This window comes from Duganella sp. BJB476, from assembly GCF_003416895.1.
Lineage (GTDB): Bacteria > Pseudomonadota > Gammaproteobacteria > Burkholderiales > Burkholderiaceae_D > Rugamonas.
Genome location: NZ_QVIO01000005.1, coordinates 66,044 through 88,380, shown reverse-complemented (window position 1 = coordinate 88,380; position 22,337 = coordinate 66,044). Strand labels below are relative to the sequence as shown.

General features: G+C 65.9%; 14 protein-coding genes. 12 read left to right on the top strand and 2 right to left on the bottom strand.

The features are described 5' to 3' along the window. Window positions 1-57: 57 nt before the first annotated feature. The 5 genes from D0T21_RS20175 (at window position 58) to D0T21_RS20155 (ending at window position 6,863) form a co-directional block, all read left to right on the top strand. The gene (locus D0T21_RS20175; RefSeq protein ID WP_116991144.1) at window positions 58-1,152 is read left to right on the top strand and encodes an SGNH/GDSL hydrolase family protein; all 1,095 of its coding nucleotides are present in this window, start codon (window positions 58-60) and stop codon (window positions 1,150-1,152) included. Then, a complete protein-coding gene (locus tag D0T21_RS20170; RefSeq protein WP_116991143.1) occupies window positions 1,152-1,781 on the top strand; it encodes a hypothetical protein in 630 nt (209 codons plus the stop codon). The genes D0T21_RS20175 and D0T21_RS20170 overlap by 1 nt, the downstream gene beginning before the upstream one ends. A 5-nt stretch (window positions 1,782-1,786) precedes the next feature. Further along, window positions 1,787-4,258, top strand: a complete 2,472-nt coding sequence (gene lnt / locus D0T21_RS20165; protein ID WP_229211571.1) for an apolipoprotein N-acyltransferase — start codon at window positions 1,787-1,789, stop codon at window positions 4,256-4,258. A 125-nt stretch (window positions 4,259-4,383) separates the two neighbouring features. After that, complete coding sequence (locus D0T21_RS20160) at window positions 4,384-5,646, top strand: phosphatidylserine decarboxylase family protein (RefSeq protein WP_158568028.1); 1,263 nt, start codon at window positions 4,384-4,386, stop codon at window positions 5,644-5,646. A 50-nt stretch (window positions 5,647-5,696) separates the two neighbouring features. After that, window positions 5,697-6,863 carry a hypothetical protein gene (locus D0T21_RS20155; RefSeq protein WP_147328139.1) on the top strand — a complete coding sequence of 389 codons (1,167 nt, stop codon included), beginning with the start codon at window positions 5,697-5,699 and terminating at the stop codon, window positions 6,861-6,863. 19 nt (window positions 6,864-6,882) lie between these two features. On the opposite strand, the gene D0T21_RS20150 is transcribed toward D0T21_RS20155, so the two are convergent. After that, a complete protein-coding gene (locus D0T21_RS20150) occupies window positions 6,883-9,045 on the bottom strand; it encodes a methyl-accepting chemotaxis protein (protein ID WP_116991139.1) in 2,163 nt (720 codons plus the stop codon). A 164-nt stretch (window positions 9,046-9,209) separates the two neighbouring features. Here D0T21_RS20150 and D0T21_RS20145 point away from each other — a divergent pair, with 164 nt between their 5' ends. From D0T21_RS20145 to D0T21_RS20125, 5 genes are all read left to right on the top strand, one after another. Next, window positions 9,210-10,025 (top strand): arylamine N-acetyltransferase, encoded by an 816-nt coding sequence (locus D0T21_RS20145; RefSeq protein ID WP_116991138.1) that lies wholly within the window; start codon window positions 9,210-9,212, stop codon window positions 10,023-10,025. Window positions 10,026-10,150: 125 nt separating this feature from the next. Beyond that, entirely contained in the window at window positions 10,151-10,873 is a 723-nt protein-coding gene (locus tag D0T21_RS20140) for a PEP-CTERM sorting domain-containing protein (protein ID WP_116991137.1), read from the top strand. 112 nt (window positions 10,874-10,985) lie between these two features. Then, window positions 10,986-11,768 (top strand): ABC transporter substrate-binding protein, encoded by a 783-nt coding sequence (locus tag D0T21_RS20135; protein WP_116991136.1) that lies wholly within the window; start codon window positions 10,986-10,988, stop codon window positions 11,766-11,768. 20 nt (window positions 11,769-11,788) lie between these two features. Further along, window positions 11,789-12,898, top strand: coding sequence for a porin (locus D0T21_RS20130; RefSeq protein WP_116991135.1), 1,110 nt, complete (start codon window positions 11,789-11,791; stop codon window positions 12,896-12,898). Between the two features lie 14 nt (window positions 12,899-12,912). Continuing rightward, on the top strand, window positions 12,913-13,338 hold the full coding sequence (locus D0T21_RS20125) for a phosphate ABC transporter substrate-binding protein (RefSeq protein ID WP_116991134.1): 426 nt from the start codon (window positions 12,913-12,915) through the stop codon (window positions 13,336-13,338). On the opposite strand, the gene D0T21_RS20120 is transcribed toward D0T21_RS20125, so the two are convergent. Then, window positions 13,335-17,705, bottom strand: coding sequence for a molybdopterin cofactor-binding domain-containing protein (locus D0T21_RS20120; protein ID WP_116991133.1), 4,371 nt, complete (start codon window positions 17,703-17,705; stop codon window positions 13,335-13,337). The two genes, D0T21_RS20125 and D0T21_RS20120, sit on opposite strands and share 4 nt — an antisense overlap. Before the next feature lie 282 nt (window positions 17,706-17,987). Here D0T21_RS20120 and D0T21_RS20115 point away from each other — a divergent pair, with 282 nt between their 5' ends. Next, the gene (locus tag D0T21_RS20115; RefSeq protein ID WP_116991132.1) at window positions 17,988-19,484 is read left to right on the top strand and encodes a glycoside hydrolase family 30 beta sandwich domain-containing protein; all 1,497 of its coding nucleotides are present in this window, start codon (window positions 17,988-17,990) and stop codon (window positions 19,482-19,484) included. Between the two features lie 131 nt (window positions 19,485-19,615). After that, complete coding sequence (locus D0T21_RS20110) at window positions 19,616-22,333, top strand: TonB-dependent receptor (RefSeq protein WP_229211570.1); 2,718 nt, start codon at window positions 19,616-19,618, stop codon at window positions 22,331-22,333. Window positions 22,334-22,337: the final 4 nt, after the last annotated feature.

Sequence of the window (22,337 nt, the reverse complement as noted above, 5' to 3'; positions counted from 1 at the left end):
GCGCGAGAGACCTCATAAAAACAGCCATCTTGCAGATCCCCTAACCGGAGACACCCCATGTCGTACACCCGCTTTCACAAGAAGTCGTTGCCTACGCTGTTGTCCTCACTCGTCTTGCTCGCCGTTGGAAACCACGCGGCGGCCAGCACCCTGAACCAAAACGTATCCTGGACCATCGACCGTCCCGGCACCTCCACCGTCTATCGCGTGGTGGCCTACGGCGATTCGATCTTTGCCGGCTACAACGGCTCGGTCACCAGCGCCGCCAAGTACTCGGCGCCGACCGTGGACGCCGAATACCTGTCCGCGCTGTGGAACGCCGACATCGAGAGCGTGCGCCGCACCAAGTCCGGCGCGGTGGCCTCGGACGTGTACAACAACAAGATCGTGGCCGAGCGTTCGTATATGCAAGCCAGTAACACCCGCGTGGTGGCTTTCGAGATGTGCGGCAATGATGGCTTGCAAGCCCGTACCGCCTTCAAGAGCCAGACCGGCACCTGCGACGACAGCGTGCTGACGGCGGCGGAAAGCAGCTGCAAGACCTATGTCGGAGCGGCGATGGACTACATCAACGCCAACGCCTATTCCGGCGTCAAGCTCAAGCTGGTGTCCAACCTGCATTACCCAGGCTACGACGCCGACAACGTCCAGAGCTCCTGCAAGGACGCATCGACCGGCAAGACCGTCAACATGCAGGACAAGTTCCTGCCTTCGCTGGTGCGCATCAACTTCGCGATGTGCGACCTGGCGCGCCAGAAGGGCTTCGCCTGCGCGGACAACTTCGCCCAGTACATGGGCGCCGACTATGACAGCAACGGCGACGGCAAGATCGACTCCGAAGCGCTGCGCTATGTCGCCGGCGAGAGCCAGGCCAGCTACCTGACCCGGATCACCACCACCTTGCGCTCGACGCTGCGCGACGCCAACACGCACTTCGTGTCGGCCGGCAGCAGCTACGACTACATCCAGTCGGACGACACCCACCCGACCTACAACGGCAGCACCGTCACGGCCGGCCTGTTTGGCGGCACCACCGGTTCGGGCGCGCCGCGTTACAGCTCCATCGCCGGCGGGAAAAATCCGATCTGGAATCAATATGGCCATGAGCGGATGGGCTGGGCGGTGTCGACCTACAACGTCGCCACGCCCTGATGCACGGCGCCTGGCGTCCGCGCACCGGCCTGCTGGCCGTTGCGCTGGTGCTTGCCGTGATCGGCTTCGGCGTGCTGATCTACCTGGTCACGACGCCTGATCCCGGCGTCGCCGCCGGGGCGTCGCCGCAGCCGCCTACGGCCAGCGCGGCGGCGGCTTCCGGGTCGCCGCTTGCATCGTCGCCTGGCGCGCCGCAGCCCGCAGCAGCAGAACCGCAGCGCGCGCCGGAAGGCGACGCCGACCCGACGCGCGACCTGAAAAGCTATGTGTCGCGCGGCGAGAAGCCGACCATGCCCGAAGTGATCGAACGCCTGCATGAGCGCGGCATCTACTCCGGCCTCGGCGCGTTTTCGCCGCCGGGCACCCGGCCGCCCATGGTTGGCCTTGCGGTGCCCGAGGACTTCGTGCTGCCGGAGGGTTATGTCCGCCACCACCAGGCCACCGACGATGGCCAGCGCATCGAAGCGATTCTGATGTTCGCGCCGGATTTCAAACTGTACGACGCCGCCCACAATCCGATTCCCATGCCCAAGAACCGCGTCGTGCCGCCGGAGCTGGCGCCGCCCGGCCTGCCGATCCGGCGCATCGTCATTCCACCTCCAATTGAACCGGCCGCTCCCGGCCGCTGATCCGCATGCGACAATTCCTGAACTCTTCCCCGGCGCGCATGGCTGCCGGCATTTTGACGAGCGCCGTCCTGTCGGCCCTGTATGCGCGCGGCGGCCCCGGCTGGCTGCTGGGCTTCGTGATGCTGGTCCCGTGGCTGGGCACGCTGAACGCCAGCCGCTCGCTGGCCGCGACGCTGGGTTCGGCTTACCTGATGTCGCTGGCTTTCACGGCGGCCGTCTTCCCCTGGTTCGGCATCGCGCTCGGACGCTACACGCACGTTGGCGCCAGCACCGGCCTGGCCGTGCTGCTGCTGGCCGCGCCCTTGTTCCAACCGCAGTTCCTGGTGTTCGCGCTGGTGCGCCATGTGAGCGGACGCGGGCATGGTCCGCTGTTGCGCGCGCTGGCTGCGGCCGCAGCTTGGGTGGCGGCAGAATGGCTGCTGCCCAAGCTGCTCGGCGACACGCTGGGCCACGGCCTGTATCCGTCGGCGCTGATGCGCCAGGGCGCCGCCGTGGGTGGCGCCGCCGGCCTGACCGTGCTGCTGTTGCTGGCCAACGAGGGCGTGGTGGCGGCGCTGGCGCGCGATCGCTCAAACGCTCGCGCTGGCTGGCGCGCGGCCGCCCAACCGCTGGCGCTGGCCGCGCTGGGACCGCTGCTGCTGGCGGGCTACGGACTGGTGGCGCTGCCGGATAGCGGCACCGCCGCCGACAAGCCATTGCGCATGGGCCTGGTCCAATCGAACATCGTCGACTACGAAGGCCTGCGCCGGCAAAAGGGCGCGGGCGCGGTGGTGCGCGACGTGCTCGATACCCATTTCGCCATGAGCTATGACGCGGTGGTGCGGCGCCATGCGGACGCGGTGCTGTGGTCGGAGACCGCCTATCCCACCACCTTCGGCCATCCCAAGAGCGAAGCCGGCGCGGGCTTCGACCGCGAGATCCTCGCCACCGTTCATGCCGCCGGCGTGCCCTTCGTGTTCGGCACCTACGACATCGACAGCGGCGGCGAATACAACGCGGCCGCCTTCGTGCAGCCCGGCGGCCCGGTGGGTTTCTATCGCAAGACGCATCTGTTCCCGTTCACCGAATACGTGCCGGCCTGGCTGGACGGGCCGCGCTTGCGGAGCCTGCTGCCGTGGACCGGCAACTGGAAGGCGGGCAATGGCGCGCGGGTGTTCCCGCTGCGCCTGGCCGACGGCCGCGAGATCCCGGTGCTGCCGCTGATCTGCCTCGACGATGTCGATGCCGGGCTGGCGATCGCCGGCGCCAAGCTGGGCGCGCAGGCCATCCTGACCATGTCGAACGACTCCTGGTTCAGCGACGCTCCCGAAGGCGCGCGCCTGCACCAGACGGTGGCCGCGTTCCGCAGCATCGAAACCGGCTTGCCGCAATTCCGCGTCACCAGCAACGGCTACAGCGCGGCGTTCGACGCCAGCGGCGCGCTGCTGGCGGGCACGCGCATGGGCGAACCGGCGCTGGTGGTCGCGGACGTCGCGGTGCGCAAGCCGGCGCCGACCTTGATGGTCCGCTGGGGCGACTGGGTGGGACGCGCCGCCTGCGCCTTGCTGCTGTTGCTGGCGGCCAGGGCGGCCATCCCTTCCTGGCGTTCGCCAGCGGCGGACGGCGTATCGCCGGCTCGGCTGGCGATGACGTTTCCGGTCCGGGTCGCGGTGTTGCCGCCGGCGGCCCGCCTTGCCGCAGCGTTGCTGCGCGTCATGGCGCGCGCCGGCCTGCTCGGCATCTGCGTGGCCTTGCTGCTCAACGAAGCATTGCGGACCAACACGCTGGCGCAAATCCGCCTGTTCAGCGGACTGTTCCTTGCCCCGGAAGCCGCCTCGTGGTGCGTGCTGCTGGCGTTTGCTGCGCAAGCGTCAATCAGCGATGGCGTGCTGGTGTTGACGCGCGGCGCCCAGCGCATCGAACTGGCGCTCGGCGAGATTGCCGCGGTCCGCTTGTGGCGCTTGCCGGTTCCGGCCGCCGGCCTGGCGTTGCGCCTGGCGTCGGGCCAGCGCTGGCGCTACGGGCTGGCGCTGGCCAACCCGCTGGCCTTCGCCGCCGCGCTGGCCGGCGCCGGTGGTCCACAGGGTTTCGAGCAGCCCGGCGCGACGATGGGCGTGTATGCGCGCGCCCGCCTGGCGCTGCGCAGCCGCAAGCTCGACCGTCCATTGGTCAAGTTCGGTTTGCTGCCGCTGGCGCTGGCCATCCCCGCCTTCCACCTACACCAGCATATCGCCTACGGCAGCGCCTTCGGCGAGTACTACACCTTCGGCTTGAAGGCTTACCTGCTGGCGTTTGCCTTGTGGTGGGCGGCCTGGTCCATCGGCGTGGTGCTGAGCGCGGCCTTGCTGCGCGCGGCGATCGAAGCCGGCACGCTGCTGGCGGCCTTGCTGCATCCAGGGCGGGCGATCGAAGTCCGCCGCTGGCTGGAGCGCGCCGGCCGCGCGGCGCTGTATGTGGGCCTGCCCGGCTGGCTGCTGGCGAACCTGTTTGGCGCGTAGCGGGGGGACGTCTCACTATCAAGAATGATGTTAGGAAATTAATTTTTCCATTGTTACATTGTGCGTACCTGGAGAAAAATGGAGTGGGTAGACTGTTCAACACGTTAACCTTGATGAGGCGACCCATGAACAAGCTCTCGTACTTTCAATTGTTTTCCAGCGCATCCAGCACCCATGCTCCAGACGTTGTGGAAGAGTCCAATCGCATTTTTGCCACGCATGCCCGCAAGCACGCGCTGGAACTGGATCCGTCGATAGTGGAATTGCAGAAGTATGTGGAACAGCCGCAAAATGAATTCCTCCGCATCTACATCAGCAATATGCTGGATGAAGCAAACCAGAAAAGTCCCATCAACATCAAAACGCCGGCGGACTTTTTCCAGCAGCTCGATAACGCCCTGCACAGCTATCCGAAGTACGATGCGCAGTTCATCGCGGCGTTGCCGTTCTACGCGGTCCTGCAACCGTTCATGGCGAACAAGTACGGCTATTTCTTGTTCACCAACGAGCAGGTCCGGCCTTATTTTTCCAGGATACTCAGCGTCTATCACCAGAAGCTGGCGGGGACGGAGTCGCTCGCCTATTTGAACGACTCGTATGGCAACTGGCTCAGCGCCGAGGCGCGGCAATACCTGAGTCTTGACGAGTCCGTCTACGATCCGAAGCTGCCGCATGGCGGCTTCAGTTCATGGAACGATTTCTTCACCCGTCCCTTCAAGGACATCAACAAGAGCCGCCCCATCGCTGCCAACCACACCGGCAAGGACATCATCAGTCCGGTGGACGGCCAGGTATGGAAGATCTCGAAGCAGGTCCAGCAGAAGGCCGCCTTCGCGATCAAAGGCGAACAATATTACCTGACCGATTTGCTCGATGAAGCCAAGGACAGTGACTTGCTGACGCCGTTCATCGACGGCCTCGCGGTGCAGGTCGTGCTGATGCCGTTCAACTATCACCGCTGGCATGCGCCGGTGGCGGGGCGGATCAAGGATGTCAAGACCGTGCCGGGGCTGTTCTTCGCCGCGCCCACGCCGGACCAGGATTACGCCGCGTCCTTCCCGTTCCTCAGCCATGTGAACACCCGCACCATCGTGTTCATCGAGCCGCAGGATGAGCGCGTCGGCGATATCGCCCTGATCTTCGTCGGCTTGACCGAAGTGTCCTCCTGCCAGGCCACGGTCAAGAAAGGCGACACCGTCAAGCTGGGCGACGAGATCGGGCATTTTGCGTTCGGCGGATCGACCTGCTGCATGCTGTTCGAAAAGGCCAAGATCTCGCAGCTTTACATCACCGACAACGCGAACTTGTCGGATGGCGGCGCGAGCCCGGCAGGCGGCAAGGTCAGCAATATTGTTCAGGTTCGGCAGACCATCGCTTCGGCCTTGTGACCCCATCGACGAGACTTACGGAGGAATCCATGTTCATCAAACAGATACGTATGACTTTGTTGGTCTCGCTGCTGGTTGGCGTGTGTCCGGCAGTCCTGGCCGGGCCTGCCGCCAAGGCGCCCGGCGCATTCCGGATCGTTGAAACCGCGCGCGCCGGCGCGGTGCAAGGCACGCGCCAGAATTCCGACGAATTTGTCTGGCGCCTGTTCACGCAGTTCACGGCGCCCACGCCGGGCGCGCAGCCGCCGTCGGTGATCTTCGACACCTGGGCGTCGGACGCCGACACCTTCGCAGCCCACCCTGTGTGGCCGAGCCCGGACCGGCCCAGGAAATTCCAGGCGAGCGCGCTGATGACCGCAAAGCTGCATGGCAGCGGTCCGATAGACCTGGCCTGCCTGGCGCCGGCCGGCGCCGCTGCGGGTGGCTTTCCCACCGATGGCACGCCGACGCCCTGCATCGCCGAAGAGGTCCGGCGCAATCGCCCGCAGTTCGAGTACATCAAGTCGAACGGCCTCAACACCCAGGCGGGCCTGGCGGCGGCCTACAAGGTCTCGCTCAACGTGCAGATGCCGCTCGATGCCCTTTCCGTCAAGAGTGACTGGGTGCCCGTCCAGACCTTGTTGAAGTGGATACCTGAACTGGGCAGCGTGGAACGCATCCGCACGCTGTACTACACCAGCGTGTCGGAGCAGGTGGAATATGCGGTGGTGGCCCTGCATGTGAGCAGCCGCCAGAATCCGAACTGGGTCTGGGGTTCCTTTGAACACCAGAAAAATCCCGGCCGTTGCGACGACCTGGGCTGCTACGACAGCTTTGGCGCCACGAAGCCGGTGGTGACGCCCAACCGGCGCGCGATCAACACCCAGTACGGGGCCTGCACCAAGTCGCCCAAACTGCTGGCCTTGATGCGCGAAGCCAAGTTGTCGCCGGTCTGGCAGAACTACTGCCTGAAGTCCACCCAGGTCGACTACACGGCGGCTGACGGCACACCGTATGCGCTGGGTAATTCGGTCACTGAGCGCATCGTCGGCAATGGCACGGTGGTGGCGTCGTCCTGCATCGCCTGTCATGTGTATGCGTCGTTCAATGCGTCGGGCACGCCGTCCCTGGCGGCGCAGGCCATGCTGCCCTTCAATCCGACCGGCGCGCCGATACCGGCCGTGCTGAAGGACTCGCTCAAGTTCGACTTCATGTGGGGAGTCATACAGGCCAAGTGACGGCGCTCCCGCAGCGCTGCTAGAACTTGGCGAACTTGCTCTCGTCGACCTCCTGGACGCTGCCGGACATGGTGTGGATGTTCTGCGACGGGCCCGGCCGCCTGCCGCCGCGCACCGGCGCCCGGCCGCCCTTGGCGGGCGCGCTGGCGCGGCCGCTGCCTTCGAGCTTGAAGAAGGCCATCGCCGTTTGCAGCTGCTCGGCCTGGCCGCTCATTTCCTCGGCCGTGGCCGCCAGTTGTTCCGAGCTGGAGGCGTTCTGCTGGGTGGTCTGGCTCAGCTGGCCCACCGCGCTGTTGATCTGGCCCACGCCGGCCGATTGCTCCTCCGACGCGGCGGTGATTTCCTGCACCAGGTCCGACGTCTTGCGGATGTTCGGCACCATCTGGTCGAGCAGGCGGCCGGCCTTCTCGGCCAGGTCGACGCTGCTGGTGGCGACCTGTTCGATCTCCTGCGCCGCCAGCTGGCTGCGTTCGGCCAGCTTGCGCACCTCGGCGGCCACCACGGCGAAACCCTTGCCGTGATCGCCGGCGCGCGCCGCCTCGATGGCCGCGTTCAGCGCCAGCAGGTTGGTCTGGTAGGCGATGTCGTCGATGATGTGGATCTTCTTGGCGATCTGCTGCATCGCCGCCACCGTCGAGCGCACCGCGTCGCCGCCTTCGACCGCTTCCTTGGCGGCCTGGCTGGCCATGCCGTCGGTGACCCGGGCGTTCTCGGTGTTGGCCGAGATTGACGCCGTCATCTGCTCGATGGCGGCGCTGGTTTCCTCGGCGCCGGCGGCTTGCTCGCTGGCCGCCTGCGACAGCGTCTGCGCGGTGGCGCTGATTTCCTCGGAGGCGCTGGCCAGGGCCTCGGCGCTGCCATTGACCTCGGTGACCACCTGGCCCAGCTTGTAGACGGTGTTGTTGCAGTATTCCTTGAGCTCGCCGAAGGAGCCCTCGTAATCCTTGTCGATGCTGGCGCTCAGGTCGCCCTCGGACATGGCGCCCATCACCCGCACCACGTCGTCGATGCTGGCGCCGGTGGTGGTGACCAGGTTGTTCAAGCCTTCGCCCATCTCTTTCTGGAAGCCCTGCAGGCCGGCCAGGTCGATGCGGTCGTTGAAGTTGCCGTGGTTGGCCGCCTCGACCACGCGGCGCTGGCCTTCGATCACCTGCTTGAGCTTGGCGATCATCTGGTTGGCGTAATCCTTCAGCTCGCCGAACGCGCCTTCATAGGGTTTCTCGATGCTCTTCGACAGGTCGCCGGCGGACAGCGCGCCCATCACCCGCACCACGTCGTCGATGCTGGCGCCGGTGGTTTGCATCAGCGCGTTCAGGCCGTCGGCCATGTCCTTCTGGAAGCCCTGCAGATCCGTGGCGCTGATGCGCATGGCGAAGTTGCCGCGATTGGCCGCGTCCACCATGCTGCGCTGGCTTTCTATCATCTCGCGCAACTTCACGATCATGTGCTTCATCGCCGCCAGCAACTGGCCGGTCTCGTCGTTCGACTTGACCTGGATGTCCAGGTTCAGGTCGCCGCGCGCCAGCGTCTCGGCGGCCGCCACCGCCTGGCTGATCGGGCGAGTGATGCTGAGCGTGATGTAGATGCCGGCGGCGATGGTCAGCACCACGATCAGCGCCAGCGTCTGCATCACCTTGGTCTGGGCGGCGGCGCTGACCTCGCTCATGACCTGGTCGGAGTGCTTGAGGGTGGCCTCGGTCTTCTCGCGCAGGCTGTTGAGGGCGGCGTTGATCGGCTTGTCGGCGCCGGCCACTGCCTTGTCGAGTTCGTTCGGATTGTCGGTCTTGGCGCGCATGGAGACCAGCACCGCCATGTCCTTGCGGTAGGCGGTGGCGCCGTCGCGCAATTGGCTCAGCAGCTTGTCTTCGTCGGCCGTCACGAAGCCGGTGGCCTTGTAGTCGTCCATGGTGCGGTCGATATCGACCATGTCGGCTTCGAACTTCTTGTCGTAGTCGCCGCCGCGCAGGATGTAGTTCTTGAAATGGTGGATGCCGGCGCCCAGGGCGTTGGAGCCGCGGTTGATCGCGCTGCGCTTGGCCAGCGCATCCTCCTTGATGGTCTTCCACTGTTCGTTCATGGCGGAAGTCTCGTGGATGGCGATCCAGCCCAGCGCCACCGACAGCAAAGTGAGCAGGAAAAATGCCAGTCCTAAACGCGTGCCAACCTTTAAATTGGAAAACATTTACGCCTCCTGGGTATTTGCGTTACGCCAATAAGTGCAAGGTTGATACTACTCCCGTTCGACTTGCATTTGATATAGCGTCAGGTGGATCTGTGGGAATTGTGAAACGCGACAGGACTGCTATGATGATGGCTCTTTCGCTAACATTTCAAACAGGCGGGACCATGGAATTACTGGACGCATACTGCGCGCGCATCGGCTACACGGGGCCGCGCACTCCCACGCTGGACACGCTGCGCGCCTTGCAGCAGCTGCACCCGGCCGTCATTCCTTTCGAGGCCATCGATGTGCTGCTGGACCGGCCGGTGCTGCTGGCGCCGGAAGCGGTGGATGCCAAGCTGCTGCAGGCCGGGCGCGGCGGCTATTGCTTCGAGCAGAACAGCCTGTTCCAGCGCGTGCTGTGCGCGCTGGGCTTCCAGGTCGAGCCCCTGATCGCCCAGGTGCAATGGATGGCCGGCCCCGAGGCGCGGCAGCGGCCGCGCACCCACATGGTGTTGCGGGTGACGGTGGACGGCCGGCCCTGGCTGTGCGACGTCGGCTTCGGCAGCTGCGTGTTGACGGCGCCGATCCGCTTCGACCTGACCACGCCGCAGTCCACCCAGCACGAGCGCTTCCGCCTCACGCCGCAAGGCAACGAGCATCTGCTGGAAGCGCTGCTGGGCGACGACTGGATGCCGGTCTACCTGATCTCGCCGGCGCCATGCCGCGACGGCGATTATGTGATGGCGAACTATTACTCGTCGACCTACCCGCAATCGCACTTCCGCCACGACCTGATCGTGGCACGCAGCACGCCCGAGGCGCGCCACGCGCTGCTGCGCAACCGCCTGACGATACGCCGCGCCGACGGCGCCAGCGAACGCCGTTTCCTGAGCGCCGACCAGCTTGAGCAGGCGCTGGCCGAGGTGTTCCTGCTGCCGGTGACGCCGGACTGGCGCCCCGTGATCGAGCGCGCGGCGGCCGCGGTGTGGGACGAATAGGGCGGCCGCCGGCGCGCGACTTGCTGTCCGAAAGTTGTTTTTATTGCAGCTATTTCGAAAGATTGTCTATATAATAATTTTCCGATGCATCGAAATTTTAATGTAGACCTATCTGGAGAAAGCTCATGAAAGCGATTTTTACGGTATTGGCGCTGGCCCTGCCACTGGCCTCGTACGCTGCGCAACCCATACAAACCAGCACGCTCACCTTTAGCGATGTGCGGCACGAGTCGTACTGGAACCCCTTGCCAGCGGATGCGGGACTGACCATCCTCAGCGACGTCGGCGGGGCCACGACCATCACCACGGCGTCCTGGGGCAAGGTATTGAATCAGGTCAATGGCGGCACCTGGAGCATAGGCTCGGACTATGTGCTGTCGATGAACCTGGCGCCGAAAGCCGGTTACGTCATTACCGGCTTTTCATTCTCCGCGACGGTTTCCGGCGTACTGGAGACGACCAGCCCGCCGCAGCTACCGGGATGGCTGAACCCGGGCATGGCGGCGAATACCGCCGGAATCTCCCTGCCGGATGGCAAGGGGGGAGCGGTCACCAAGCTCGCCAAGGATGTGACCGATCCGGTGCAGTATTCGTTTGCTCGCAACGACCTCTCGATCGACAAAACGCAGAAATTTGTCTTTGATACCGAGCTGGTCGCCTACACGCAAGCCGGGTATTGGTCCACCCCCGATGGGGACTACAAGCTGCCGTCTTACGCTGAGATCCACCTTAACGATCCCAAGCTGACGATCTACACCGCCCTGGCCCCGGTACCCGAGCCGGAGGCCTGGGCGATGCTGCTGGCGGGACTGGCTTTTGCCGGCGTGGTAGCGCGCCGCCGCAAGTAGTCCTCGCGCCGCTCAGCGTAAAAAAAGTTTTCATCGGCGCAACACTTATTACGGCGGCCGAGACGGCATTTGCTAGAATGGGTCTCGGATTGTTGCGGTCGGCCCCTATGTTATGAATCGTTTCTACGCATTCTTGCTACTGCTGTGCCTTGCTGCAGGCTCTGCCTGCGCCGGCACGGTGCAAGTCTGTGCCGACCAGGCGGAAATGCCGCCGTTCGTGTTCGCCGAGCGCGCCAATGGCCAGCGCGGCGGACACGTGGTGGGGGCCAGCGTCGACCTGCTCAACCTGGTCGGCGCGCGCTACGGCTGGACCGTCAGCGTGCAACTGCTGCCCTGGGCGCGCTGCCTGGCGCTGGTGGCGGACCATCGCGTCGATATCGCGCTCAACGTCGGCCAGGCCGATGCCGCCGGCAACCTGGTGCTGAGCGACGCCTACTTCACCATGCACAATGTGTACTTCTACTCGCGCCGGGCGCGGCCGCAAGGGCTCAACCTGCAACAGCTGGGCGATGTGCGCCACTACCATCTGTGCGGCCTGGGCGGCTACCGCTTCGAGGTCTACGGCATTCCCACCAACACGGTCGACCGCGGCGCCACCATCGGCTACGAACAACTGATCGGCAAGCTGCACCTGGGCCGCTGCGACCTGTTCATCGACAGCCGCGAGACCATGGCCGGCCAGTACCTGATCAACCCCAAGCTGCGCAGCCTGCTGGTGGACGGCACGCTGGTGAGCCAGCCGCTGCCGGATTCGCCGCTGCGGCCGCTGTACTTCGGCGTGGCGGCCAGCGGCGCCGACGCGGCCAAGCTGTTGAGTTCCCTGAACGAAGGCCTGGCGCGGCTGGCCAAGACCAGGGAGCTCGACAAGCTGCTGGCGCACTACATGGAACAATAACCAACCTGCCTGGAGCCTGGATGCTTGCCATCTCCCATCTGATTTCGGCCACGACTGCGGTGCTGCTGAGCTTGACCTTGGCCTTGCCCGCGCGCGCGGGAGAGTTCGCGGCCGATCCGGTGCGGCCCTGGCTGTCGGTCAACGGCTTTGGCACGGTCGGCCTGGCGCACTCGGACGAGCATGGCGCCGACTATGTGTTCGACAACCTGCAACCCTCCGGCACCGGCCGCAACCGCCAGTGGACCGGCGACATCGACAGCCGGCTGGGCCTGCAACTGACGGCCAACTTCACGCCGCAGCTGTCCGGCGTGGTGCAGGTGGTGTCCGAGTACCGCTGGAACGATACCTATCGGCCCCTGCTGACCTGGGCCAATCTGAAGTACGCGTTTTCACCGGACCTCAGCGTGCGCGTGGGGCGGATCGGACTGGCCAGTTTCCTGGCGTCGGATTCGCGCCGGGTCGGCTACAGCAATATCACGGCGCGTCCGCCGATCGAGGTCTACCGCCTGCTGGCGCTGAAGGAAAGCGACGGCGTGGACGCCTCGTATCGCATCCACGCCGGCGGCATCAGCAACACCACCAGCATCCTGTACGGCAAGCGCACCGTCACCAACACGCGCGGCGTCGACGTTCACTCCACCGCCGTGATGGGCATCTTCGACACACTGGAACGCGGTCCGTTGACGCTGCACGCCGCCTACCAGGAACGCGACGTCGACAACCAGAACCCGCCGCGCGGGCGCTTTACGTCGCTGGGCGCATCGTGGGATCCGGGCGAGTGGTTCGTCTCCGGCGAATGGGTGCGGGCCACCAATTATGACGGCAAGCGCGTCAAGGCCATCCGCGAAGCCTGGTATGTGAACGGCGGCATGCGCTTCGGCACGCTGACACCCTATGTCACCGTGTCCGAACTGCGGCCGCTGACCGACACCGGCAACCTCCCGATTGCCCAGCACACCTATGCGGCCGGCCTGCGCTGGGATGTGGCGCGCAACCTCGATCTCAAAGTGCAATGGGACCAGCTGCACCTGGGCGCCAATTCCTACGGCACCTTGCAGAGCGTGGTGGCCGGCACGCCGCGCGGCGGCCATGTGAACGTGGTCAGCCTGCTGGCCGATTTCCTCTACTGACGGGAGGGCAGATCATGCACAAGTCCATCCCCCATTGCCTGCTGGCCGCGCTGCTGTTGGCCGGCAGTTGCAGCCGCGCCGAGGTGGTGGTGATCGTCTCGGCCCGCAATGCCGTCAAGGCCCTGAGCGGCGAGCAGGCGGCCGACCTGTTCCTCGGCAAGGCGGTCGACTTCCCCAACGGCCAGCACGCGGTGCCGATCGACCAGACCGAAGGCTCGCCGGTGCGCGACGTGTTCTACCTGAAGAGCAGCGGCAAGGCGCCGGCCCAGATGAAGGCCTACTGGGCCCACATGCTGTTCACCGGACGCGGGCAGCCGCCGGTGGAATCGGGTGACAGCGCCGCCATCAAGCGCCTGGTGGCCGACAACCCCAACCTGGTCGGCTATATCGACCGCAGCGCGCTGGATTCCAGCGTGCGTGCGGTGCTGTCCATCCACTAGTCCGCGCTGAGGTCGGCCGTGTCGACCAGGCAGGCCTCGTGCACGCGCTGCACCGTGGCCGGCGACTCCATCTGGAACCACTCGTGGTGGCCGCGGTCCTTGCGCGCCGCCAGCACGGCGCGCTTGATCGCGAAGAAGGCCGCCACCGCCAGCGTCATCGGCGGTTCGCCCATTTCCTTGGCCGACAGGATATCGCCCTGGTCCGGCGGCGCGTTCGGCGCCAGCTCGCGCGGGAACATCATGATGTTCATCTGCAGCGGGATCGATTGCGCTGCCGGCGGTTTGTACTCCCAGGTGTTGGTGGTGTACAGCGCGCCCGGCGCCGGCCGCGTGGCGCTGGGCTCGGTGCTGGAATCGGCCGGCTGGTAGCTCAGGTCCTCGCTGGTCACATAGCCCAGGCCCTGCACGAAGCCGCCTTCCACCTGGCCGACGTCGATCGCCGGATTGAGGCACTTGCCGCCGTCGTACACCACGTCCGCGCGCAGGATGGTGGTCTCGCCGGTCAGCACGTCGAGCTCGACCTCGATGCAGGCCGCGCTGTAGGTGTAGCCGGTGAAGTAGTCGACCTCCTCTTTGGCCGGCTTGCCGTCCACCTTCTTGAATTCCAGGTTGCCGTCGGGATGGGTGCCGCCGTCGATCGCCACCCGCGCCTGCGCCGACAGGTTGAGCCGCTCGTTGAAGGCGTTGCCGACGATGACCGCCCACATCGTCATGGTCTTGCCGTTGTGGACCACCTCGGTGCGCCAGCCTTCCTTGTAGTCCCAGAAGTTGATCTGGTTGGCGGCGCACCACTCGTTGCCGTTGGCGGTCAGCAGGCCCAGGCAATAGGCCTCCAGCCGGCCGCGTAGTTCGCCGCAGGCCTGCTGCGCCGCCAGGCCGTTGAACGAGGTGCCGGTCGAGGCGCCGGTGCTCTCGGGATTGGGCACCACGGCGGTGTCGTTTTCCGCCACCCGTATCATGCCGATCGGGACATTGAGCGCGTACGCCACCACCTGCGCCATCTTGGTGTTCAGGCCCTGGCCCATCTCGATGCCGCCGTGCCGCACCAGCACCGTGCCGTCCTGCGAATACGCCTCGATCAGCGCGCCGCCCTGTTCCAGCAGCGCCAGGTTGAAGCCCGAGCCGTACTTCACCGGCAGCACCGAGATGCCGCGCTTGCGCCAGCGGTTGGCGGCGTTGAACTGCTCCACCGCCGCCGCGCGCCTGGTGAAGTCGGCCTTGTCCAGCGTGTACTGCCACACCTCGCGCATGTAGCACGACTCCAGCGGTTCGGCATACGGCGTGACCTGGCCCTGCACGTACAGGTTGCGCGCGCGCACCTGCTCCGGCGTCAGGCCGACGCTGTGCGCGGCCGCCTCGATCGCGTCCTCGACGATGATGGCGCCCTGGATCATGCCCACCGTGCGCATCGAGGTGTTGGTGGTCTTGTCGGTGCGGCAGACGTCGGTGGTGCACGACCAGTTCGGAATGAAATAGGCCGAGTCGCTGCGCAGCGACATGCAGTCGCTGATGACGAAGCTGCAATCGTAGGTGCGGCCGCCGTCGAGCCAGTAGTCGGCCTGGAAGCCGAACAGCTTGCCGTGCGTGAGCGGGTTGCTGGCGTCGCCGATGGCGATGTTGTAGTTGCCCAGCGCCGGGTGGCGGTGGCCGAACATGGCGGTGTCGACCTGGCGCAGCGCGGCCATGCGCAGCGGCCGGTTCAGCTTCCACGCGCCGACCGCGGCGATGGTGCTGGCGAAGGCCGACTGGCCGCACTTGCCGCCGTAGCCGCCGCCGATGCGGCGCACCCGCACGTCGACCTTGTTGACCGGCAGTTGCAGCACGCTGGCGACGGCGCCCTGCACCACGTTGGCGTCCTGGGTGGAGGCGTAGACGCGCACCTGGCGGTCTTCCACCGGTTCGACGTAGCTCGACTGCGTCTCCATGTAGAAGTGGATCTGGCTGCCCACCTTCTGCTGGCTGGCGGTGCGGGTGCAGCTGACGGCGCCGTAGATGTCGCTGGCGATGGCCACCTTGTAGTCGACCACCGGCCGCTTCAGGTCCGGCTGTTCGGGCGTGCGCGGCGCCACCCAGTCCAGGCTGCTGCCGGCGCGGGTGATTTTCCAGATATGCGAATACCACGGCGCGCCGGCCGGCTGGTCCAGGTAGACCAGCTTGTTGCGCGCGGCGTCGGTGTCCGGCAGCTCGATCTGCGGGCGCTCGGCGCTGAACCGGCAGAAATGCGTTTGCAGGTAGAACGCCGCTTCCTGCGCCAGCTGTTCGTTGCGCGCCACCACCATGCCGATGCACTGGCCGTAGCCGGTCAGGATCAGCGGCGCGCGCGGGTTGTAGCCCTTGGGCAGCGCGCCTTTCGGACAGGCGCTGACGGCCACGCTGATGGCGAAGATGGGATCGTCCAGCGCCATGCCGTCGATCACTGCGCCGGGCACGTCGATGGCGGTGATGTAGTCCTTCACGCCGGGATACACCGCCTGCAGCGCCGCCAGCACCTCGGCCGGCGAGGCCGGGCCTGCCACGCCGGGCACCTGGTAGATGCAGCTGCCCAGCGCGACCTGGCTCTGCACCGGCGCGCCGTTCATGCCGGTCGGCGGCATCGGGATGTCGTGGATGTACTGGGCTTCGCCGGTGGCTTGCAGCATGGCTTCGATTTTGACGTAGGGCACATGCACCGGGAACTGGTCGGTGTAGGTGACGTAGGCTTGCGTGCCGGTCGACACCGGCCGCTCGCCGCGTTCGCCGGCCGAGCGCAGCGCCGGCGGCACCGGCAGGCCGCGCCATTCGCAGACGGCGATGAAGAATTTGTACAGATACGACTCGGCCAGCTGGCGCTTGTAGGTGGAACTGTAGCCTTCGTCGGGCAGCTGCGCGTAGTGGGCGGCGTAGCGGTCGGCCAGCGCATCGAGTTCCTGGCGCAGCACCGGCATCGCCTTGGCCAGCGCGGCGGCGTCCCAGTGCTGGCCGCGCAGCGCCTGCTCGGTGTGCGGCATGCGGGTGGCCGTCGGCGACATGCCGCCATACACCAGCGTGATGTCGGCCACGCGTTGCTGCGCGTCGAGCCGCACGCGCATGCCGCCGTTGACGATGGAGTGGGCGTTGACCTCGCGCTGCGCGGTCTTGTAGGTTTGCGCGTATTCGTCGGCGCCGGTCAGGTGCAGCTGGTAGGACAGCAGCACGCAGCCGTCGGCGTGCTGGCGCCAGTAGGCGGGCAGGTCCAGCAGTGGCAGGGTTTTCGGCTCGGCCTGGTCGGGGGCGGCCACCGTCACCGTCGCGCCCAGCGCGGCCAGCGCCGTGTACACGTCGGAAGGGAAGGGCACGCCCTGTTCGGCATGCGTGACCACCAGCATGGTGTTGCCGGCCAGGGTGGCGGCGTTGCGGACGATGCCGCCGGCGGTGCGGCCGGCCATGTAGGCCAGCGCTTGCAGGCCGGCGTTGGGCGCGCGGTCGTTGGCGGCGTCGAGGAAGTCCAGCAGCTTGGCGTACAGCAGGCCGCCGCCCAGGCGCAGCTGGCCGTCCGCCAGGCTCAGCTCATGCAGTTCCGGCACGTGCGAGATGTCGATGAACACGTGCGGATTTTCCACTGTGCGCGGGTAGATGCCGATCGAGGTGTTGCCGCCGACCAGGCGCAAGTCGGCGCGGTCGTGGAAGTCGCGCATCAGGCCGATGGCGCTGGACACCGTCAGCGGCCGAAACCAGTGATAGCCGTTGGCCGAGTAGTGCACCGGGCGCGGCGGCTTGCGCAGCTCGGCGGGGAAGGCGATCTCCACCGGCGCGACCTTGTCCACCTTCTCGGCCGGGTCGACTTCGCACGTCATGCTGCCGGCCTCGTCGACCTTGGGGTTCCAGTCGGAGGCGAAGGTTTTCTTGAAGCCGTACAGGATGGGACGGTAGCCGGTGCAACGGCAGATATTCCCATCGAACATGGCCTCGATCTCCTGCTTGGTGCCCGGCTTGGGACCGCGCTGGGCCACGGCGGCCGTCATGTTCATCACCCAGCCGGGCGTGCAGTAGCCGCACTGGGTGCCGTTGTTGCAGGCCAGTCCGTCCTGCACGGTGCTGATGCAGCCGGACTTGACGCTGCCCGTGCCTTCCACCGTGGTCACCAGCATGCCGTCCAGCGAGGCCACCGGCCGCAGGCAGGAGTTCACCGAGCGGTGTTCGACCTGCTGGCTGTCCTCGTTCCAGCTCGACAGCATGACGGTGCAGGCGCCGCAGCCGCCTTGCTTGCAGCCTATCTTGGTGCCGGTCAGGCCGACTTCCGGCGAGCGCAGGTAGTCGGCCAGCAGCACGGTCGGATCGACCGTGGGCAGCTGGACCCGCTCGCCGTTGAGATAAAACACCAGGTCGGGCGTTTGGTCGGAAGTGGACATGTGGGACTCCTGTGGCGTGGGTGGTTGGTCCAGCGTGGCAAATTCGAGACAGCGAAAAATCGCCGATGGCGAAGGGGCAGAATACTGGTTTCGCGATGGGCGGCCAACTTAATTTTGCGCACTTTTTGCACGCCGAAAACTCACCAATTAACACCGCTGGCGCTTTTCCCTGATTGACATCGCAGAATTCGCGGTGCTATAGTGAATTTAACAAATGGAAGCGTTTCCACTCATGTAAAAACCACAGACGGACGGGCCACGACCCTTCTGCATGGAGACAGAATGTTCACAGCCAGCCCCGCTCTGCCGGGCGATGCGGCCTCGCGCCCTTCGCACGTCCGCCATCCGCTATCACCGTTGTTGCGCCGGCTTGCCGTGCCGTTGTTGCTGCCGTTGCTGCTGTGCGCGCACGGCGCGGCGCAGGCTCAGGGGCCGGTGCAAGCGTGGATCACCACCGGCGACCAGAGCAAGCTGCTGGCGCGCGGCGCCGACGCCGCCTTCGGTTCCGGCGTCAAGGCCGCCATCGTCATCGACGTCGATCCCGCCCAGCGCTACCAGGAGATGGTGGGCTTCGGCGCCGCCATCACCGACGCCTCGGCCTGGCTGATCCAGAACCGCCTGAACCCGCAGCAGCGCGGCGCGCTGATGAACGAGCTGTTCGGCAAGGCGCCCGGCGCCAACTTCAGCTTCACCCGCCTGACCATCGGCGCCTCCGACTTCTCGCGCAGCCACTACAGCTTCGACGACATGCCCCCCGGCCAGACCGATCCATCGCTGGCGCATTTCTCCATCGAACCCAACCGCGCCGACGTGCTGCCGGTCACCCAGGCCGCGCTGGCGATCAATCCGAATCTGCGTGTGATGGCCTCGCCGTGGAGCGCGCCGGGCTGGATGAAAAGCACCGACAGCCTGATCCAGGGCACCCTGAAGCCGGAAGCGTTCGCGCCGTTCGCCGCCTACCTGTCGCGCTACATCGGCGCGTATGAGAAGGAGGGCGTGCCGATCTACGCGCTGACCTTGCAGAACGAACCGCACTTCGAACCCAAGGATTATCCCGGCATGCGGGTCGAGCCGGCCAAGCGCGCCGCCTTCATCGGCGGCCACCTGGGCCCGCTGCTGGCGAAGGAACATCCGCAAACCCGCATCCTCGACTGGGACCATAACTGGGACGAGCCGGGCTCGCCGGCCGATGTGCTGAAAGACCCGGTGGCCAACAAATACGTCAACGGCGTGGCCTGGCACGGCTACAACGGCGACGTGCGGGTGCAGGCCGCGCTGCACGACCGCTGGCCGGACAAGGACACCTATTTCACCGAATGCTCGGGCGGCAAATGGGCGCCGGTGTGGTCGGACAATCTGCAGCACTTCGCCCGCACCTTGGTGATCGGCACCACGCGCGGCTGGGCCAAGGGCGTGCTGCTGTGGAACCTGGCGCTGGACGAGAACGACGGCCCGCACCTGGGCGGCTGCAAGGATTGCCGCGGCGTCGTCACCATCGACAGCCGTGACGGCAAGGTCACGCGCAACGAGGAGTATTACGCGCTGGCCCACGCCAGCCGCTTCGTGCGCCAGGGCGCGCGCCGCATTGCCTCGAGCAGCGGCTACAACGAGCTCGACACGGTGGCCTTCCGTAACGCCGACGACGGTTCGGTGGCGCTGCTGGTGGTGAACTCGGCCAAGACGCCGCGCAGTTTCGCCGTGCGCCTGGCGCCGGGCCAGCGCAGCTTCAGCTACACCTTGCCGGCCGCCAGCGTCGCCACGTTTACCTGGAAACCATAACCAGCACTGTCGTGCAGTTGCGCGGCAGTTTTTTCAGCACAGAAGTGGAAGCGCTTCCATTTCGCGTCATAGCAGTTCCGCCAGTAGCCGTTTGCAGTTCCCACCACGTCTAAAACTATAAGAGAGACCAGATGATGAGCAAGCCAACCCAAGCACTCGTACTGACACCGATCGCCGCCGCCTGCGCGGCGCTGGTGTTCGCCTCCGCCCCGGCATGGGCGCAGCAGGGACCGTCCGCCGCTGCGGACGACAAGGAAGTCCAGTCGGTGGTCGTCACCGGCATCCGCCGCAGCATCGAGACCTCGATGGCGGTCAAGCGCGACGCCGATTCCATCGTCGAGGCCATCACCGCCGAAGACATCGGCAAGCTGCCCGACGTCAGCATCGCCGAATCCATCGCCCGCCTGGCCGGCCTGACGGCGCAGCGCGTCGAAGGCCGGGCGCAGGTGATCTCGATCCGCGGCCTGGCGCCGGACTTCTCCGGCACCCTGATGAACGGGCGCGAACTGGTCTCCACCAGCAACAACCGCGGCGCCGAGTACGACCAGTATCCGTCCGAGCTGATCAACGGCGTCACCGTCTACAAGACGCCGGATGCATCGCTGGCGGGAGGCGGCCTGTCCGGCACGGTGGACCTGCACACCGTGCGTCCGCTCGACATCCGTGAACGCACCATCGTGTTCAACGCGCGCGGCGAGCACAATTCCAACGGCAAGCTGAACTCGAACACCTCGGCCAACGGCAACCGCATCAGCGCCTCGTATGTGGACCAGTTCATGAACAACACGCTGGGCGTGGCGTTCGGCTACGCCCACCTGGATTCGCCGGGCCAGCAACAGGAATACAAATCGTGGTGGTGGGGCACCGACAACAAGCTGCCCAAGGGCGATGAAGACGTGGTGGCGCTGAAGGGCGCCGAAGTGACGGCCACCTCGCGCAAGCAGAAGCGCGATGGCCTGATGGGCGTGATCGAATACCGTCCGACCAAGGAATTCCGCACCTCGCTGGACCTGTACTATTCCGAGTTCAAGGAAGACACCACCATGCGCGGCATGATGTGGAACTCGCACCAGTGGAGCGACGTCATCTACACCAACCCGATCATCCAGACCATAGGCGGCACCCGTCTGCTGGTGGGCGGTTCGCTGGTCAACCTGGAACCCATCGTCCGCAACGACTTCAACACCCGCAAGGACCAGCTGGGCGCGGTGGGCTGGAACAACACCTACAAGAAGGACGGCTGGACGCTGGTGGGCGATGCGTCGTACTCGAGCGCCAAGCGCCGCGAGATGGTGCTGGAAACCTATGCCGGCCTGGGCCCGGCCGGCTCGCACATCACCGACAACAACTTCCAGTTCCGCATCCCGACCGCCAGCGGCCTGCCGACCTTCACGCCCAGCCTCAACTTCGCCGACCCGTCCATCATCAAGCTGACCGACGTCGGCGGCTGGGGCAAGGACGCCGACATGCACCACCCGGTGGTGGAGGACAAGCTGGGTTCGCTCAAGTTCTCGGCCAAGCGCGACCTGGAGGGCATGTTCCGCAACATGGAAGGCGGCGTCAACTTCAGCAAGCGCGAGAAGACCCACGCCGACACCAACAACTACTGGAACCTGAACAACGGCCGCGCGCCGGCGGTCGTCTCGCCCGACCTGATCCAGCCGTCGACCTCGCTGGCCTTCGCCGGTATCCCGAGCGTGCTGACCTATGACGTCATGGGCGTGCTGGGCAAGTACTACACGATGCAGCCGGCTCGTCCCGACGACCAGGCCCTGCAGGACTGGGGCGTGACCGAGAAAGTCACCACCGCCTACGCCAGGCTGGGCATCGACACCGACATCGGCCCCTTCCCGCTGCGCGGCAACCTCGGCCTGCAAGCGGTCAACGTCGACCAGAAATCGCGCGGCGCCACAGTCAACGCCGGCAAGCTGGGTTCGATCACCGGCGGCGCCAACTACACCGACGTGCTGCCGAGCCTGAACCTGAACTTCGACCTCGGCAAGTATCTCGACACCACCAACCTGCGCTTCGGCGCCGCCAAGACGGTGGCCCGCCCGCAGATGCAGGACATGCGCGCCGGCGTTTCGGGCGGGGTCGACGCCACCACCCGCATGTGGAACGGCAGCGGCGGCAATCCGCAGCTGGAGCCGTGGCGCGCCAATTCCTACGACCTGTCGATGGAGAAATACATCGGCAAGCGCAGCTACATCGCCGCCGCGCTCTGGTATAAAAAGCTGCAGAGCTACATCTACAACCAGCAGACCGCGTTCAGCTTTGCCGGCTTCCCGAACCCGTCGGGCGTGGTGCCGCTGCAGGACATCGGCACGCTGAACCGGCCGACCAACGGCGCCGGCGGCCTGGTCAAGGGTGTCGAGCTGTCGGGCGCGCTGGACGGCGGCCTGCTGTACGCACCGCTGGAAGGCTTCGGCGTGACGGGCAGCATGTCCGGCACCGAGAGCTCGATCCATCCCAACGGTCCGGGCACCAAGGAGAAGCTGCCGGGGCTGTCGGGCGTGGTGTCCAACTTCACGGTCTACTACGAGAAAGCGGGCTACCAGGCGCGCGCCAGCCGGCGCTACCGTTCGGCGTATCGTGGCGAGGTGACGGGCTTGTTCGCGCAGCGTTCCTTCAGCGAGATCCTGGCCGAGCGCCAGATCGACTTGCAGCTGGGTTATGCGATCGAGGAAGGCCGCTACAAGGGCCTGTCCTTCCTGTTCCAGGTGAACAACCTGAACAACTCGCCTTACCAGACACGCCAGGGCGATGCGTTCTCGGGCGGTTCGTACGCGCCCGAGCGCTACACCACCTACGGCCGCCAGTTCCTGCTGGGCTTGAACTACAAGCTGTAAGCCG

Bases quoted from the DNA above. Each gene is read 5' to 3' on its own strand.
- D0T21_RS20175 (WP_116991144.1), top strand. From the start codon at position 58: ATGTCGTACACCCGCTTTCACAAGAAGTCGTTGCCTACGCTGTTGTCC.
- D0T21_RS20170 (WP_116991143.1), top strand. From the start codon at position 1,152: ATGCACGGCGCCTGGCGTCCGCGCACCGGCCTGCTGGCCGTTGCGCTG.
- lnt (WP_229211571.1), top strand. From the start codon at position 1,787: ATGCGACAATTCCTGAACTCTTCCCCGGCGCGCATGGCTGCCGGCATT.
- D0T21_RS20160 (WP_158568028.1), top strand. From the start codon at position 4,384: ATGAACAAGCTCTCGTACTTTCAATTGTTTTCCAGCGCATCCAGCACC.
- D0T21_RS20155 (WP_147328139.1), top strand. From the start codon at position 5,697: ATGACTTTGTTGGTCTCGCTGCTGGTTGGCGTGTGTCCGGCAGTCCTG.
- D0T21_RS20150 (WP_116991139.1), bottom strand. From the start codon at position 9,045: ATGTTTTCCAATTTAAAGGTTGGCACGCGTTTAGGACTGGCATTTTTC.
- D0T21_RS20145 (WP_116991138.1), top strand. From the start codon at position 9,210: ATGGAATTACTGGACGCATACTGCGCGCGCATCGGCTACACGGGGCCG.
- D0T21_RS20140 (WP_116991137.1), top strand. From the start codon at position 10,151: ATGAAAGCGATTTTTACGGTATTGGCGCTGGCCCTGCCACTGGCCTCG.
- D0T21_RS20135 (WP_116991136.1), top strand. From the start codon at position 10,986: ATGAATCGTTTCTACGCATTCTTGCTACTGCTGTGCCTTGCTGCAGGC.
- D0T21_RS20130 (WP_116991135.1), top strand. From the start codon at position 11,789: ATGCTTGCCATCTCCCATCTGATTTCGGCCACGACTGCGGTGCTGCTG.
- D0T21_RS20125 (WP_116991134.1), top strand. From the start codon at position 12,913: ATGCACAAGTCCATCCCCCATTGCCTGCTGGCCGCGCTGCTGTTGGCC.
- D0T21_RS20120 (WP_116991133.1), bottom strand. From the start codon at position 17,705: ATGTCCACTTCCGACCAAACGCCCGACCTGGTGTTTTATCTCAACGGC.
- D0T21_RS20115 (WP_116991132.1), top strand. From the start codon at position 17,988: ATGTTCACAGCCAGCCCCGCTCTGCCGGGCGATGCGGCCTCGCGCCCT.
- D0T21_RS20110 (WP_229211570.1), top strand. From the start codon at position 19,616: ATGATGAGCAAGCCAACCCAAGCACTCGTACTGACACCGATCGCCGCC.